The sequence below is a fragment of the Enterobacter cloacae complex sp.6700776 genome (genome assembly GCF_048284255.1).
Classification (GTDB): domain Bacteria; phylum Pseudomonadota; class Gammaproteobacteria; order Enterobacterales; family Enterobacteriaceae; genus Enterobacter; species Enterobacter intestinihominis.
Map to the genome: position 1 here is coordinate 22,802 of NZ_JBLVYK010000018.1, position 13,736 is coordinate 36,537.

Sequence of the window (13,736 nt, forward strand, 5' to 3'; positions counted from 1 at the left end):
CGGGTGGCGGCTTCGTCTTACCCGGCCTACATTTCTTATCCTCCCTCTCCCTCCGGGAGAGGGCCGGGGTGAGGGAAACAAACGAGAAACTGATTATGTTCGACACCCTTTCCAAAGCAGGTAAATACCTGGGCCAGGCCGCTAAAATGATGATTGGCGTGCCGGATTACGACAACTACGTCGAGCATATGCGCGTCAACCACCCGGATCAGACGCCAATGACCTACGAAGAATTTTTCCGCGACCGCCAGGACGCCCGCTACGGTGGCAAGGGCGGGGCGAAGTGCTGTTAACCCTCTTTTGGTAAATAGAGGCTGATCTGCTCCTGTTTACAGCCGTAAATTGCCGCCAGCTTTTCGCGGGTGCGCTTTTGCGGACGGGAGTCCAGCGCTTCCAGCTGTGATACGGCGGACTGGCTGATGCCGAGTTTTTCCGCCACCTCCTGCTGGGATAGCCCGCGCAGGATACGCCACGCGGCCTGCAGGCTGACGTTCTCGCTATGCATGATGTCGCACACTTCACCCGGTAAACCTACGTTATCGTAGATATCTGATTCGTAAGGGATGTCTTCCCAGTCGTTTTCATCATCGTCATCATACTCAAGCATGGCTAAACGCATGCGAAAATATTCATCGTAGGGAATGACAACATACTGTTTTTTTCCTTCTTCATCCTTGATGAACTGAACAGTCATATTCCGTATGCTCCTCATGAAGGTAGGTGGTGGTTGTCCGGCGTTTTACCGCCACTACGTAGCAGATATCACCCGGCGGATCCCCGAAGGTGTAAATGACCCTGTAATCACCTAATCGCAACCTGTAGTGGTTTTCGGGAGAAGATAATTTCTTGATATCCGCGACAGGTGATGTTTTATCATCCATCTTCTCCAGCCTGAATTTAATGCGGTTCTGATATCGCGTATCGATTTTAGAAAATTGCTTCTCAGCGGTCTTTGACCAGACAATCTTCATCCGTACCTCCACTGTACGCCCACACAAAACATAAGGAAATAATAAGACTATTAGATAAATTCCGAATTTCTTATGGGGTACTGTAGAGCGGAGAAAAACCGCGAGAAAGCGGCAAAACGCGAATCGTCGAGGCGACTCGAACAGGCCTCTGCCGGGCGACAGAGGCATACAGTAAATTTGCGATCAGGCGTTCAGACCGCCGTCCACATCCAGACCGGTGCCGGAAATTTGCCCCGCAGCCGGGCTGGCGAGGAAGGTGACCGCCGCTGCGATATCCTCCGGCTGGCCGTAATGGCCCAGGGCAATAAGCTGACGCTGTGAGTCAGCCTGTTCACCGTCCTCCGGGTTCATATCGCTGTTGGTCGGGCCGGGATGAACCAGGTTGACGGTAATGCCGCGCGGGCCTAAATCGCGGGCCAGACCCCGGGTAAGGGAGTTTAGGGCCGATTTGGTCATCGAGTAGACGGCGATCCCCGGCTGCGCCACGCGGTTCGCCAGACAGCTGCCGATGTTGATGATGCGTCCGCCGTCAGACATATGCACCAGCGCTTCCTGAATGGCGATCACCACGCCGCGGATATTGACGTTGATCAGAGCGTCGATGTCCGCCAGGGTCATGGACTCCAGCGGGCCGCCGCGTGCAATCCCGGCGTTATTGACCAGAATATCCAGCCCGCCGAGGGAGCGCGCCGCCTGCGTGACCGCATCCTGAATCGCCTGCGCGCTGGCGCTGTCGGCCTGAATCGCCTCGCCGTGTCGCCCCAGCGCGTTGATTTCATCGACGACCTGCTGGGCTTTATCGACGGATTTTTCGTAGGTGATAACCACATCGGCACCGGCGCGTGCCAGCGACAGCGCAATCGCCCGACCCAGCCCACGACTGGCGCCGGTGACCAGCGCCTTTTTACCTGTTAAATCGATCTGCATGATGACCTCGTTGTAAGAGTGGAGAGAATCATCATTAGGTATAGCCCGTCGGCGCGATTAACGGCTGAAGGATTCCACCTTCTCAAACGCGGCGCGCAGAACGTCAGGGCTTAACGTAATCGGTAAAAAGTGAATCGACTCCACCGGGCGCAGGGTGTGAGCAATGACCTTGTCCAGCTCGTCGCGGTTATGGATATCGACCTCCAGCGCGCGAAGCGTGGTCGGCAGGTTAAAACGCTGGTATGCCGCCACCAGCTGCGTCAGCACGTCCTCCTGACCGAGCAGGGCGCTCTGCACCAGAATGCCGTAGGCCACCTTGGTGCCGTGGAGGTATTTTTCCGTCTGCGGCAGCACGGTTAAGCCGTTGTGCACCGCATGTGCCGCCGCCACGCGTGTATAGCGTTCGCCCAGACCGCCGACCATACCGCCACCGGCGATAACGGCGTCCACCACGTCCCGAAACGCCTGCGTCTGGTCGCCGCGCTGCTGGTCGGCCAGCGCCTCTTCGCTGCGCTCCAGCAGCACGTCGCGGATCGCCAGCGCACCGTTCAGGCCAAGACGCACGGTCAGCGGCAGGTTTTCCGGTTCAGGGGCGAGTACCGCCGCTTCGTACCACTTCGCCAGCGTATCGCCGATGCCCGCCAGCAGGTATTCCGCCGGGGCGTTAAGGATGATCTGCGGCTCCACCAGCACCAGAAAGTTGGCGTCGTCAAAAATCTCAAACTGTAGCGCCTGACCGGCATCGTTGTACCACACGGAGAGCGGGGTCCACGCCGCGCAGGTGGCGGCGATGGTGGGAATGCCCACGAACGGCACGCCCAGACGACGTGCCACGGCCTTGACGGTATCCATTACCGCACCGCCGCCCACGCCAATCACCACGCTGGCTTCACCACCCGACGCGTTCACCAGATGAGTGACGTCACGCTCGCTGCAATGGCCCTTAAACAGCAGATGTTTTGCCCCCGTCGCGTTAAAACTCTCCGGCAGATAAGGGCGTGCGCCCTCGATAGCCCGCTCGCCGTAGATCCACACCGCGCGGGAAAGCTGTTCCGGAGTAAAGAAATCATCCAGGTGCGCAAGGCTTCCCGGATGAGAGAAGTAGTTCGCCGGGCCGGGCACGACGCGGATATCGGTGTTGCTCATGAAGTTGTCCTTTTTTAGCAAGCGCTAACCCGATGTTATGTCTGGACATCCGGATGGCTAATAATATTTCGCTTTATCTTATGCCTTTTCCGTCGTTGTCAGTCAACCGGAGCTGTGAAAAATTCGCTAAATCAGAAGAGTAATGAAGGATTTACGCGGATGGTTTCCAGTCGCCTTGAGATGCGCGGTATCAGCCTGGCCTTTTCCGGCTTTCAGGCCCTGTCGCGCGTGGATTTCACCCTGAATGGCGGGTCGGTGCATGCGCTGACCGGCGCCAACGGCGCGGGAAAATCGACGTTGATGGCGGTGCTGTGTGGGACGCACGATCGTTATGAAGGCGAAATCTGCATTAACAACCAGCCGGTAAGCATCCGCGAGCCGCTGGACGCCAAACGGCTGGGTATCCACCTTGTGCAGCAGGAGGTGGACGTGGCGCTGATCCCCGGGCTGAGCATTGCGGAGAACATTATGCTCGACCAGCTGGCGCAGCCGGGACACCGCTACAGCTGGCGCGCGATTCGTCAGCAGGCGCGGCAGGCGCTGGCGCAGCTGGATGTTTCGCTGGACGTTCGCCGTTCCATCGACAGCTGCACGCTGGCTGAAAAGCAGCAGATTTTGCTGGCGCGGGCGCTCTCGCACCACTGCCGTTTTCTCATTCTCGATGAGCCCACCGCGCCGCTGGACGCGCACGAAAGCGAGCGTCTGTTTGCGGTAGTAAGACGTCTGCAACAGCAGGGCATTGGCGTGGTGTTTATTTCTCACCGCATTCACGAGCTGAAGGCCATCTGCGACACCCTGACGGTGCTGCGCGACGGCAGGCTGATTGAGTCCGGCCCGATGGCGAATCTGAGCGGAGAGGAGATCGTCGAGAAGATGCTCGGCCACGAGCTGAGCGATATCTATCCGCCCCCGCGACCGCCGCACGGTGAAGAGATGCTGCTGCGGGTGGAAGGCCTGCACGACGACGCGCTGCTGAAAGATATCTCCCTGCATCTGCGCAAAGGTGAAATCCTCGGCATTGCCGGGCTGGCGGGGGCGGGGAAAACGGAACTCTGCAAGGCGCTGTTTGGCGCCAGCAAAAGCCGCGTGGCGCGCGGCGAGCTGAACCATCAGGCCTGGAAACCGCGCGATCCGGCAGACTCGGTGCTACGCGGTCTGGCGCTGGTGCCGGAGGAGCGGCGCAAAGAGGGCATTTTTATCGACGAGCCGGTGAGCATGAACCTTGCCGTGTGCGCCGATAACAGTTTCTCGCGCTGGAGCCTGTTTGGTCATCGTCAGGCGTGGCGCTGGGCGGAAGAGGTGATTGCCCGCGTCGGCGTGCGCACGCGCGGGCCGGGGCAGGTGCTGCGTCGGCTTTCCGGCGGTAACCAGCAGAAGGTCGCCATCGGGAAATGGCTGCGCAATGACGCCAGCGTGCTGATATTCGACGAGCCGACCAAAGGCGTGGACGTGAAGGCCAAAACCGATCTGTTTCAGCTGATCGACGGCCTGGCGCGCGAGGGCAAAGGGGTGATTTACGCCTCAGGTGAATTTGCCGAGCTGGTCGGTCTGTGCGACCGCATCTGCGTGCTGTGGGACGGTCGCATCGTGGCGGAAATCGCCGGGGCAGAGGCCCGGGAAGAAACACTACTTTATTATTCAACCGGAGGAACGGCGTCGTGAGCAAGGCCCTTTCAGTGACCACGGCGGCGTCTGGCCGTCAGCAGATTTTCGATTTTCTTTATAAGTGGGGCATGCTGCTGACCGTCGTCGCGCTGGTGGCGGTGTTTGGCCTGGCGTCGGACAGCTTCCTCGACCCGAACAACATCATCAACATTCTGCGCTCGATTGCCATCGTGACGGTGATTGCCGTTGGCGTCTCTATTTCGCTGACCGTCGGCGGGTTCGATCTCTCCGTGGGATCTACCGCGTCGCTGGCGAACGCGCTGGTGATTTCGCTTTTCGTCTGGCACGGCTTTGGCACCACCGAGTCGATTCTGCTGACCCTCGCGCTCTGTACGCTGGTCGGCCTGTTTAACGCCTTTCTGATCGTCATCCTGCGCATTCCGGACATGCTCGCGACCCTTGCCAGCCTGTTTGTCATTCAGGGTGTGGCGATGACCTACAGCTACGGCGGGTCGATTACCGAGAACATGGTACTGCCGAGCGGCGACATGGCGGAAGGGACCATTCCGGCGGCGTTTGGCCTGCTGGGGCAGGTGCCGACCATTGTGATCGTCATGCTGGTGGTGACGATTCTGGCACAGCTGGGCCTGTCGCTGACCACCCATGGACGCCGGATGTACGCCATTGGCGGCAACCCGGAAGCCGCGCGCCTCTCCGGCATTCGCACCACCCGCTACAAAGTGGCAGCCTACGTGATTGCCTCCCTGCTGGCGGGGCTGGGCGGCATTCTGCTGGCCTCGCGTATTGGTTCATCGCAGGTGAATGCGGGCGGCGGCTACCTGATGGACGCGGTGGCGGCGGCGTGGATCGGCTTCTCGCTGGCCGGATCCGGCAAGCCGAACGCGCTGGGTACGCTGGTGGGGGCGGTGATCCTCGGCGTGCTGTCGAACGGGCTGGTGATGCTCTCCGTGCCGTATTACGCCATGGACATTATAAAAGGGCTGGTGCTCGCGGTAGCGCTGGCGATTACCTACATACAAAAACGCTGACAACACAACGGGATAATAAATGAAAAAGATTGCGCTCTCTTTGGTAGCTCTTGGGTTACTCACTTCTCTGCCGGGCCTGGCGGCTACCCCCGCGCCGGTTCCGACCGCCATTGCCAGCCATGACGGCCCGATCCGCATCGCGGTGATCCGCAACCTGGGCTCGGACGACAACACCACGCAGTTTGTTGCCGGGGCGATTCAGGAAGGGAAAAAGCTCGGCTTTAAGGTCAGCACCTTTTTAAGTAACGGGGACGACGCCAAATTCCAGGATTTCGTTAACCAGGCCATCAGCCAGAAATACGACGGGATTATTCTCTCTCAGGGGCGCGATCCGTACTCCACCGCGCTGGTGAAGAAGGCGGTGGATGCCGGGATCAAAGTTTCGGTGTTTGATACCGCTGTGAACGGCGAGATCCCGGGCGTAACCGTTACCCAGCAGGACGATGCCTCCCTGACCAACCTCTCTTTCGGCCAGCTGGCGAAAGATTTCAACGGCAAGGCCAATATCGTCAAGCTATGGGTCGCGGGCTTCCCGCCGATGGAGCGCCGTCAGGCGGCCTACAAAGAACTGCAAAAACAGTATCCGGAGATTAAAGAGCTGGAGTCCATCGGCGCGGTCTCTTCTGACGTCCAGGGCGACACTGCCAACAAGGTGGGCGCGATCCTCGCGAAATACCCGAAAGGTAAAATCGATGCCATCTGGGGTACCTGGGATGCCTTCAGCCAGGGCGCGTATAAGGCGCTGAAAGAGAACGGCCGAACCGAGATCAAACTCTACAGCATCGACATCTCCAACCAGGATTTACAGCTGATGCGCGAGCCGGGTAGCCCTTGGGCAGTGAGCGTGGCGGTGGATCCGAAGCTGATTGGCGCGACCAACGTACGCCTGATTGCCAATAAGATTGCCGGAGAAGCGACGCCTGCCACTTACGATTTCAAGGCGGCGGCCATTCCGCAGGCGCTGCTGACCGCCCAGCCGGGCGCGGTGAACGTGGCGTCTCTGGGGAAAATCATTCCGGGCTGGGGCCAGACGGAAGATTTTGTTGCGCCGTGGTTTGCGACCCTTGCCGCTAAAAACAAGTAAACCAAGCCGGGTGGCGGCTGCGCCTTACCCGGCCTACATTTCGCACCCGTAGGCCCGGTAAGCGCAGCGCCACCGGGCGTAAGGAGCATAAGGTGTCTCAATTACCCCCTCCCGAATACAGCCGCAATATGCGGCTGATTGGCCATAGCGATCAGGGCGGTCGCCCGGACGGCGTGCAGCTGATGGTGCACCGCGGTTTCGCCTATATCGGCCATATGGTGTCGCAGGGCTTTTCGATAGTGGATGTGCGCGACCCGAAAAAACCAAAAGCCGCAGGATACGTGCCTGCGCCGCCGGGTACCTGGAATGTGCATCTCCAGGCGCATGACGACCTGCTGCTGGTGATCAACGCCCGGGATCTGTTTGCCGATGCGCGTTTTGCCGACGAGAAGGTCTACTACACCCGCCAGGTGGGGGAGACCGTCAGCGATGTGCAGGATAAAGGCTGGAGCGCCGGGCTTCGCGTCTTTGATATCTCCACACCGGACAGGCCACGCGAGATAGGCTTTTTATCGCTGAGCGGCATCGGCATTCACCGCATCTGGTACGTCGGTGGCCGCTGGGCGTATGTCTCAGCGCTGATAGACGGCTTTACCGACTACATCTTTCTGACCATCGATCTGGCGGACCCGCGCAAGCCTGAAGTGGCGGGACGCTGGTGGCTGCCGGGGATGAATCAGGCCGAAGGCGAACAGCCGAACTGGCCGGAAGGCAAACGCTACGCCCTGCACCATGCGATTATTGCAGGCGATACCGCGTACGGCAGCTGGCGCGACGGTGGCCTGACGCTGCTGGACGTGAAGGACCGCACCCGGCCTAAGCTCATTAGCCACCGTAACTGGAGCCCGCCGTTTGGCGGCGGGACGCACACCGCGCTTCCGCTGCCGGATCGCGACCTGCTGGTGGTGCTGGACGAGGCGGTGCTGGATAACCAGCAGGACGGCGAGAAGCTGATCTGGCTGTTTGATATCCGCGAGCCGTCGAACCCGGTGAGCATTTCTACCTTCCCGCAGCCGGATGAAACCGACTACGTGGCGAAAGGGGCGCATTTCGGCCCGCACAACCTGCACGAGAACCGGCCGGGGAGCTTTGTCAGCTCAACGCTGATCTTCGCGACGTACCAGAACGCGGGCGTGCGCGCGTATGACATTTCCAATCCGTATCGCCCGGTAGAAACGGGGGCGCTGGTGCCCGCGGCGCCGGAAAAGATGATGGATACGCGGCCCAATCGCCCGCAGGTGATCCAGTCGTGCGACGTGTTTGTGGATGCGCAGGGGATTATTTACAGCACGGATTATAACGGTGGGATGTCAGTGATTGAGTATCTGGGGTGAGTTTTTGCCGGGTGGCGGCTTCGCCTTACCCGGCCTACATTTTGCACCCGTAGGCCCGGTAAGCGCAGCGCCACCGGGCAAACGTTCTCAACTGTACTGCCGCACCCGCGCGACCAGCTCTTCCGCGCTGTCGATGCGGTCGGCAATCACAATCAGCGCCTTGCCGAGGGATATCGCGTGGCGCAGGCATTCGTGACGCATCGCTTCATCCTGAATAGTGTCGATATCCGCCACATGGGAAAGCCCGACGCTGCGGCGAATCAGCTCGGTGCCGCAGAATCCGATGGCGTCGTGCCAGACCTTTTTCAGGAACGCAGAGGCATAGCCCGGCGCGCTGAGCGCGGCGTCGCGCGTGTTCTCATTCGCCAGCGCCTGGAAGCGCTCCGCGAAGGTGTTCCACAGTTCCTGAATATCGGTCAGGCGCTGCTCGCGCGCGGCGGCGGCATCGCGAATGCCCAGATGCCCCGGCAGGCCGCAGAAGTTCAGCAGCAGGTTGCCGATGGCAGTGCCAACGTCAAAGCCAATCGGGCCAAAGTAGCCGAACTCGGCGTCGATGGCTTTCAGGCTGCCGTCGGCCACAAAAATTGAGCCGCTGTGAATGTCCCCGTGCAGCAGGGCTTCGGCATGCGAAAAGAAGCGGTGCTTCAGGGAGGCCACAGCGATTTTAAGCTGGGCGTCGTCGCGCAGGGCGGCAACATCGTTCTCCAGATCGGCCGGGTAGCTGTTGCGCGCGTGGATCTGGTACGGATCGTTGAAGAACAGATCTTCGGTGATCTCGCACATCTCCGGGTTGATGAATTTTGCCACCTGCGCTTTTTTCTCGTGCGGATGCAGATAAAAATCGCTGGTGTGGAACAGGGTGTGAGCCAGATATTCACCCAGCTGCCGCGCCGCCTGCGGGTAGTAAATGTTGTTAATCAGCTCGCCGCGCCAGATGCGATGGCTGGAGAGATCTTCCATCACCATCACCGCCAGTTTCGGGTCAAAGTGGTGGATTTTCACCGTGTGCTCAGGGCTGTGCTTGTAATGCTCGACCAGGGTTTGCGCCTCCAGGCGAGCGCGATCCAGCGTCAGCGGCCAGGACTCGCCGACGCAGCGCACATAGGGCAGCGCCTGCTTAACGACGATGCGGCTCACGCCCGCGCGGTCGAAAACTTTAAAGACCAGGTTGAGGTTACCGTCGCCGATTTCCTGCGCCTCCACCAGCGATGACGGATCGTCAAGTCCGCCAAACTGCCTGGCATACTCCACGGCGTCCTGAGCGGTAAAGGTACGGTATTGCGACATGGCCTGCTCCTCAGTTTTGCTAATTAAGACATGTAGACGTCTATACATCTGGATTTCATCCTGACACAATGTGCTACAACAACGCAACAGGGAATTAACGACATGCAGACATTACAGACGACCAGCCTGCGGGTGGCGAATAATCAGCTCTTTATTCTCGACCAGCAGGCGCTTCCGCAGGAGAAACGCTGGCTGGATGCCTCGACGGTGGAGGCGCTGGTTGGGCATATCCACGCTCTGCGGGTGCGTGGCGCGCCGTTAATTGGTCTCTCTGCAAGCCTGCTGCTGGCGCTGTTAGCGGAAAGCGGTAAAAGCCGCGACGAGCTGGCGGCGGCGCTGGAGACCCTGCGTGCCTCCCGCCCGACGGCGGTGAACCTGATGAACAATCTCGACCGCATGAAGATTGCGCTGTGGCAGGAAGCGTTCGTTCCGGCGCTGGTGGCTGAAGCGCTGCGCCTGATTAATGAAGACAAACGGCTTTGCGACGCGATTGCGAAAGCGGGTAGCGCGCTGGTGAAGCCCGGCAGCCGCCTGCTGACCCACTGCAATACCGGCGGGCTGGCAACGGCGGGCGTCGGGACGGCGCTAGGGGTGATTGCCCGCGCGCATCAGGCAGGCAACGTCAGCAACGTCTGGGTGGATGAAACCCGTCCGCTGTTGCAGGGCGGCAGGCTGACCGCATGGGAGCTGGGCGAGCTGGGCGTGCCGTATCAGCTGATTACTGACTCCATGGCCGCCAGCCTGATGGCAAAAGGGCAGGTGGATGCCGTGTGGGTGGGGGCAGACCGCATTGCCGCCAACGGCGACGTGGCGAACAAAATCGGCACCTATTCCCTGGCGGTGCTGGCGAAGTTCCACGGTATTCCGTTCTACGTCGCCGCCCCGCAAACGACCCTCGACCGGGACTGCCCGAACGGTGACGCGATCCCGATTGAGCAGCGCGCGGCCAGCGAAGTGACGGGCGTGGCGGGAAGCTTTGGCGCGGTGCAGTGGGCGCCGCAAGAGGCGCAGGTCTATAACCCGGCGTTTGACGTTACCCCCGCCTCGCTGATTAGCGGCTGGGTGCTGGATACGGGCGTGGTCACCCCTGAAGAGGTAGCGAAAGGGAAATTCGCCTGAGTGGGACTATCCTTGTAAGGGGTTCCCTTTAGAGGACGTTATCGTGACGCTCGATCCTGAAACAGACTTAAAACTGGAACGCGTGGTGGATGCACCGCGCGACCTGCTGTGGCTCTGCTGGACCACACCGGAGCACATCAAAAACTTCTTCATTCCTGCTCCCCATAAGGTGACTGAATGCGACCTCGATCTGCGCGTGGGTGGGCGGTTCAATACCGTGTTTGAGGTGGACGGGCAGCGGATGGATAACCGGGGCGTATTTCTTGAAATCGATCCGGGGAACAAGCTGGTCTTTACCGATGGCTATACTGAGGGCTGGAAGCCGGCTGAAAAGCCGTTTATGACAGCGATCCTGCTGCTGGAAGATGTGGGGGAGGGCAAGACCCGCTACACGGCAATTGCGCGTCACCCAACGAAGGAGATCCGCGAGCAGCATGAACAGATGGGCTTCCACGAAGGGTGGGGCGTGGTGTTGGATCAGCTGGTGGGGTATGTGAAAGGGCTGAAACGGTAGTGCCCTTGGACCCCCTCTCCCTTGAGGGAGAGGGCTGGGGTGAGGGGGGAGAATTCATTGATTATATTGAAGACAGATTTCTCTTTTTGGTATTCCTCATCTGACGAAATACTCGCTCTCCCTTTTCATCAAAGTATCTTTCCGGCCATATCACATCGGGTGGAATGTCTGGCGCCTGAGCGGTAAGCAGTTCACCTTTGGGCCATGATCGGGTAAGCGCATTTGCCAGTGTGGATGAGGAAAGGCCAGCCTTTCTGGACAACGCAGCCAGGCTTGTTCCATGTTTCTTTAGTGCAGCGATAATATCGGCCGGGTGCCAGTTCTGATGTTGCATTGTGTCCTCCTTACATGTGTTCGTTACGTGCTCAATTATCCTATTTTGGGATAAGAAGGCAACGGGAGGATATTCGATTTCAGGATATTTGTATGGAATCGGAACAATGGCTTCAGTTTACTCGGATGAATACCAGCGTGTTATCAATGCGTTGAAGAAAGCGCGTAAAGAGAAGGGGATGACTCAGGCGCAGCTTGCGGAGGCACTGGGAAAACCACAATCGTTTATTGCTAAAGTGGAAAACGGTGAGCGTAGGTTGGACGTGGTGGAGTTTGTGCATCTGGCGAGGCTGGTTGGCGCAGATGTGCAGAGGATTATCGCCAGTATTTAATTAATGCCTGAGTATGGAACTGACCACCTGAGCCGTATGTTCCCCTCACCCTAACCCTCTCCCCAGAGGGGCGAGGGGATAGCACGGTGCTCGCATTACTTTGCGGGGTAGGGAGAAAAGATCAGGCCAGGCGTGGATACGCATCCGCGATTGCATCGCCCGTAAACTGGGCAACCCAGCCTTCCGGATTGTCGAAAATACGAATGGCGGTAAAGTTCGGCTCTGAACCCATGTCAAACCAGTGCGGCGTGCCTGCGGGTACGGAAATCAGGTCGTTTTTCTCGCACAGCACCTGATACACCTCATCGCCGATGTGCAGGCAGAATAGTCCCGCCCCTTCCACGAAAAAGCGCACTTCGTCTTCGCCGTGGGTGTGCTCGTTGAGAAACTTCGCACGCAGCGCCTCTTTCTGCGGATTGTCGGCGCGCAGGCTGATCACATCCCAGCTCTGGTAACCTTTCTCTGCCACCAGCTTGTCGATTGCATGCTGATACGCTTCGATCACGGCTTCGGGCGCAGGATCCTGCCCTAAATCACGGTCTGCCGCCCAGCGCTCAAAGCGCACGCCCTTAGCGTTCAGCTGTTGGGCAATCTCGGCGGCGTCGGTGCTGTGCCACAGGTGATGACTGGCGTCTTTATCGGAATAAATGGTCAATGCGCTCATGAAGGGATCTGCTCCGGATTAATCTCGTCAAACTGATGGATCTGATGGTGATGGCTTGCGCCGTCATCTTCACCGCGTATCAGTTGCAGGGTGCGAAAACCCGCCTGTTCAGCCGCGTCCAGCTCCTGATGAATATCTGACAGGAACAGGATCTGCGACGGGGCGATGCCCGTTTGCGCCGCAATATTTTGATAAGACTGCACCTCACGCTTGGCACCGATGCGGGTATCAAAATAGCCGCTGAACAGATGAGTAATATCACCTTCGTCGCTGTAGCCAAATAACAGTTTCTGCGCGGCGACGGAGCCAGAGGAATAAACATAGAGATCAATCCCTTGTGCCTTCCATTTTTCCAGCGCGGGCAGTACATCAGGGTAGAGATGGCCGGTAAAGTCACCGTTGATGTAACCGTCCTGCCAGATGATGCCTTGCAGGGCTTTGAGCGCCGTCGATTTGCGGTCTTCATCCATAAAGGTAAACAGCACGTTGATGAGAACGCTGACGCTGGCATGCGGAGTGCTGATTTCATCGCGCAGGTTGTCCAGAATCGATTTGACCGGCTCGGCGTACTGCTGCGCGGTCACAAAGGCCGCCAGCCGCTCACGCGCGTAGGGGAACAAAACATCATGGACAAAACGGATATCGCTGGTGGTCCCTTCAATATCCGTCACAATCGCGCGAATCATACTCTCTCCCATTGTCGTAAACGCATTTCGCATTCAAATAAGAATTCTAAACCTTCCAGATGACGGCGGGCTTCGGCCACGTCGCGTCCCCAGCAGGTTAAGCCATGACCGCGCAGAAGAAAACCATAATTAAGCGGGCGTTCCTGCGCGTAATGGGCGATGCGAGAGGCGAGGGCGTCGATGTCCTGGTCATTATCAAACACCGGGATGGCCACCGTATCCCGATGCGTGGTCTGCCCGGTAAGGGATTTTTGCATCTCGAAGCCGGAGATCTTCAGCTCGGTCTCGTTGACCAGCCGCGACAGCACCGTGGCATTGACGGTGTGAACGTGCAGGACGGCGTTAGCCTCCGGGAACAGGCGATAGATGAGGGTATGCAGCCCGGTCTCTGCCGACGGTTTACGGCCAGAAGGCGCACGGTTGGTGGCGATTTCAACCTGTAGAAAATCGGCGGTGGTCAGGCTGCCTTTGTCTTTTCCGGATTCGCTCAGCCAGCACAGATGTTCATCCTGACGCACGGACATATTGCCGCCGGTAGCGGGCGCCCAGCCTTTAGCGCCAATCCAGCGGCAGGCCTCGACCAGGTGTGTGAGTTGCAGGTTGTCTGTCATTTCCTTTTACCCTCTCGGTCAGGAATATTTATATCATTTAGACGTCTAAGCGTCTTGATTGCCAGAGACTAACA

17 protein-coding genes are annotated in these 13,736 nt (G+C 58.8%); 8 read left to right on the forward strand and 9 right to left on the reverse strand.

The features are described from left to right. The first annotated feature begins 95 nt into the window (after positions 1 to 95). Positions 96 to 293 carry a YbdD/YjiX family protein gene (locus ACNQ0T_RS19340; RefSeq protein ID WP_006809671.1) on the forward strand — a complete coding sequence of 66 codons (198 nt, stop codon included), beginning with the start codon at positions 96 to 98 and terminating at the stop codon, positions 291 to 293. On the opposite strand, the gene ACNQ0T_RS19345 is transcribed toward ACNQ0T_RS19340, so the two are convergent. The 4 genes from ACNQ0T_RS19345 to ACNQ0T_RS19360 all read right to left on the reverse strand — a co-directional run bounded on the left by ACNQ0T_RS19345 (position 290) and on the right by ACNQ0T_RS19360 (position 3,044). Further along, a complete protein-coding gene (locus tag ACNQ0T_RS19345; protein WP_038415640.1) occupies positions 290 to 694 on the reverse strand; it encodes a helix-turn-helix domain-containing protein in 405 nt (134 codons plus the stop codon). The genes ACNQ0T_RS19340 and ACNQ0T_RS19345 overlap by 4 nt on opposite strands. Beyond that, positions 669 to 971 (reverse strand): type II toxin-antitoxin system RelE family toxin, encoded by a 303-nt coding sequence (locus ACNQ0T_RS19350; RefSeq protein WP_032624689.1) that lies wholly within the window; start codon positions 969 to 971, stop codon positions 669 to 671. The genes ACNQ0T_RS19345 and ACNQ0T_RS19350 overlap by 26 nt, the downstream gene beginning before the upstream one ends. A gap of 183 nt (positions 972 to 1,154) precedes the next feature. After that, positions 1,155 to 1,898 carry an SDR family NAD(P)-dependent oxidoreductase gene (locus ACNQ0T_RS19355; RefSeq protein WP_017382507.1) on the reverse strand — a complete coding sequence of 248 codons (744 nt, stop codon included), beginning with the start codon at positions 1,896 to 1,898 and terminating at the stop codon, positions 1,155 to 1,157. A gap of 57 nt (positions 1,899 to 1,955) precedes the next feature. Then, positions 1,956 to 3,044 carry an oxidoreductase gene (locus ACNQ0T_RS19360; RefSeq protein WP_417930331.1) on the reverse strand — a complete coding sequence of 363 codons (1,089 nt, stop codon included), beginning with the start codon at positions 3,042 to 3,044 and terminating at the stop codon, positions 1,956 to 1,958. Between the two features lie 159 nt (positions 3,045 to 3,203). On the opposite strand from ACNQ0T_RS19360, the gene ACNQ0T_RS19365 reads away from it, so the two are divergent. The 4 genes from ACNQ0T_RS19365 (at position 3,204) to ACNQ0T_RS19380 (ending at position 8,116) form a co-directional block, all read left to right on the forward strand. Continuing rightward, positions 3,204 to 4,706, forward strand: coding sequence for a sugar ABC transporter ATP-binding protein (locus ACNQ0T_RS19365; protein ID WP_417930332.1), 1,503 nt, complete (start codon positions 3,204 to 3,206; stop codon positions 4,704 to 4,706). Further along, entirely contained in the window at positions 4,703 to 5,698 is a 996-nt protein-coding gene (locus tag ACNQ0T_RS19370; RefSeq protein ID WP_022647397.1) for an ABC transporter permease, read from the forward strand. The genes ACNQ0T_RS19365 and ACNQ0T_RS19370 overlap by 4 nt, the downstream gene beginning before the upstream one ends. Positions 5,699 to 5,717: 19 nt before the next feature. Further along, a complete protein-coding gene (locus tag ACNQ0T_RS19375) occupies positions 5,718 to 6,782 on the forward strand; it encodes a sugar ABC transporter substrate-binding protein (protein ID WP_180243547.1) in 1,065 nt (354 codons plus the stop codon). A gap of 92 nt (positions 6,783 to 6,874) precedes the next feature. After that, positions 6,875 to 8,116, forward strand: coding sequence for an LVIVD repeat-containing protein (locus tag ACNQ0T_RS19380; RefSeq protein ID WP_022647399.1), 1,242 nt, complete (start codon positions 6,875 to 6,877; stop codon positions 8,114 to 8,116). An 87-nt stretch (positions 8,117 to 8,203) separates the two neighbouring features. Here the strand turns inward: ACNQ0T_RS19380 and mtnK are convergent, their stop codons facing one another. Next, a complete protein-coding gene (gene mtnK, locus ACNQ0T_RS19385) occupies positions 8,204 to 9,403 on the reverse strand; it encodes an S-methyl-5-thioribose kinase (RefSeq protein ID WP_417930333.1) in 1,200 nt (399 codons plus the stop codon). Positions 9,404 to 9,505: 102 nt separating this feature from the next. Here mtnK and mtnA point away from each other — a divergent pair, with 102 nt between their 5' ends. Together mtnA and ACNQ0T_RS19395 are read left to right on the forward strand one after the other, a co-directional pair. After that, positions 9,506 to 10,522: an S-methyl-5-thioribose-1-phosphate isomerase gene (gene mtnA / locus ACNQ0T_RS19390; protein WP_126292013.1), complete on the forward strand. Its 1,017-nt coding sequence runs from the start codon at positions 9,506 to 9,508 to the stop codon at positions 10,520 to 10,522. Between the two features lie 43 nt (positions 10,523 to 10,565). Then, the gene (locus tag ACNQ0T_RS19395; RefSeq protein WP_045622238.1) at positions 10,566 to 11,036 is read left to right on the forward strand and encodes an SRPBCC family protein; all 471 of its coding nucleotides are present in this window, start codon (positions 10,566 to 10,568) and stop codon (positions 11,034 to 11,036) included. Positions 11,037 to 11,097: 61 nt separating this feature from the next. Here ACNQ0T_RS19395 and ACNQ0T_RS19400 read toward each other — a convergent pair whose 3' ends face one another. Then, positions 11,098 to 11,370 carry a helix-turn-helix domain-containing protein gene (locus ACNQ0T_RS19400; protein WP_417930334.1) on the reverse strand — a complete coding sequence of 91 codons (273 nt, stop codon included), beginning with the start codon at positions 11,368 to 11,370 and terminating at the stop codon, positions 11,098 to 11,100. A gap of 106 nt (positions 11,371 to 11,476) precedes the next feature. Here ACNQ0T_RS19400 and ACNQ0T_RS19405 point away from each other — a divergent pair, with 106 nt between their 5' ends. Continuing rightward, positions 11,477 to 11,701: a helix-turn-helix transcriptional regulator gene (locus ACNQ0T_RS19405; RefSeq protein WP_023299573.1), complete on the forward strand. Its 225-nt coding sequence runs from the start codon at positions 11,477 to 11,479 to the stop codon at positions 11,699 to 11,701. 121 nt (positions 11,702 to 11,822) lie between these two features. On the opposite strand, the gene ACNQ0T_RS19410 is transcribed toward ACNQ0T_RS19405, so the two are convergent. The 3 genes from ACNQ0T_RS19410 to ACNQ0T_RS19420 are packed head-to-tail and all read right to left on the reverse strand — an operon-like array spanning position 11,823 to position 13,662. Further along, positions 11,823 to 12,365: a 1,2-dihydroxy-3-keto-5-methylthiopentene dioxygenase gene (locus ACNQ0T_RS19410; protein WP_058645960.1), complete on the reverse strand. Its 543-nt coding sequence runs from the start codon at positions 12,363 to 12,365 to the stop codon at positions 11,823 to 11,825. Further along, a complete protein-coding gene (mtnC, locus tag ACNQ0T_RS19415; protein ID WP_063147000.1) occupies positions 12,362 to 13,051 on the reverse strand; it encodes an acireductone synthase in 690 nt (229 codons plus the stop codon). The genes ACNQ0T_RS19410 and mtnC overlap by 4 nt, the downstream gene beginning before the upstream one ends. Then, positions 13,048 to 13,662 carry a methylthioribulose 1-phosphate dehydratase gene (locus ACNQ0T_RS19420; RefSeq protein WP_022647407.1) on the reverse strand — a complete coding sequence of 205 codons (615 nt, stop codon included), beginning with the start codon at positions 13,660 to 13,662 and terminating at the stop codon, positions 13,048 to 13,050. Before ACNQ0T_RS19420 ends, mtnC begins: the two co-directional genes overlap by 4 nt. Positions 13,663 to 13,736: the final 74 nt, after the last annotated feature.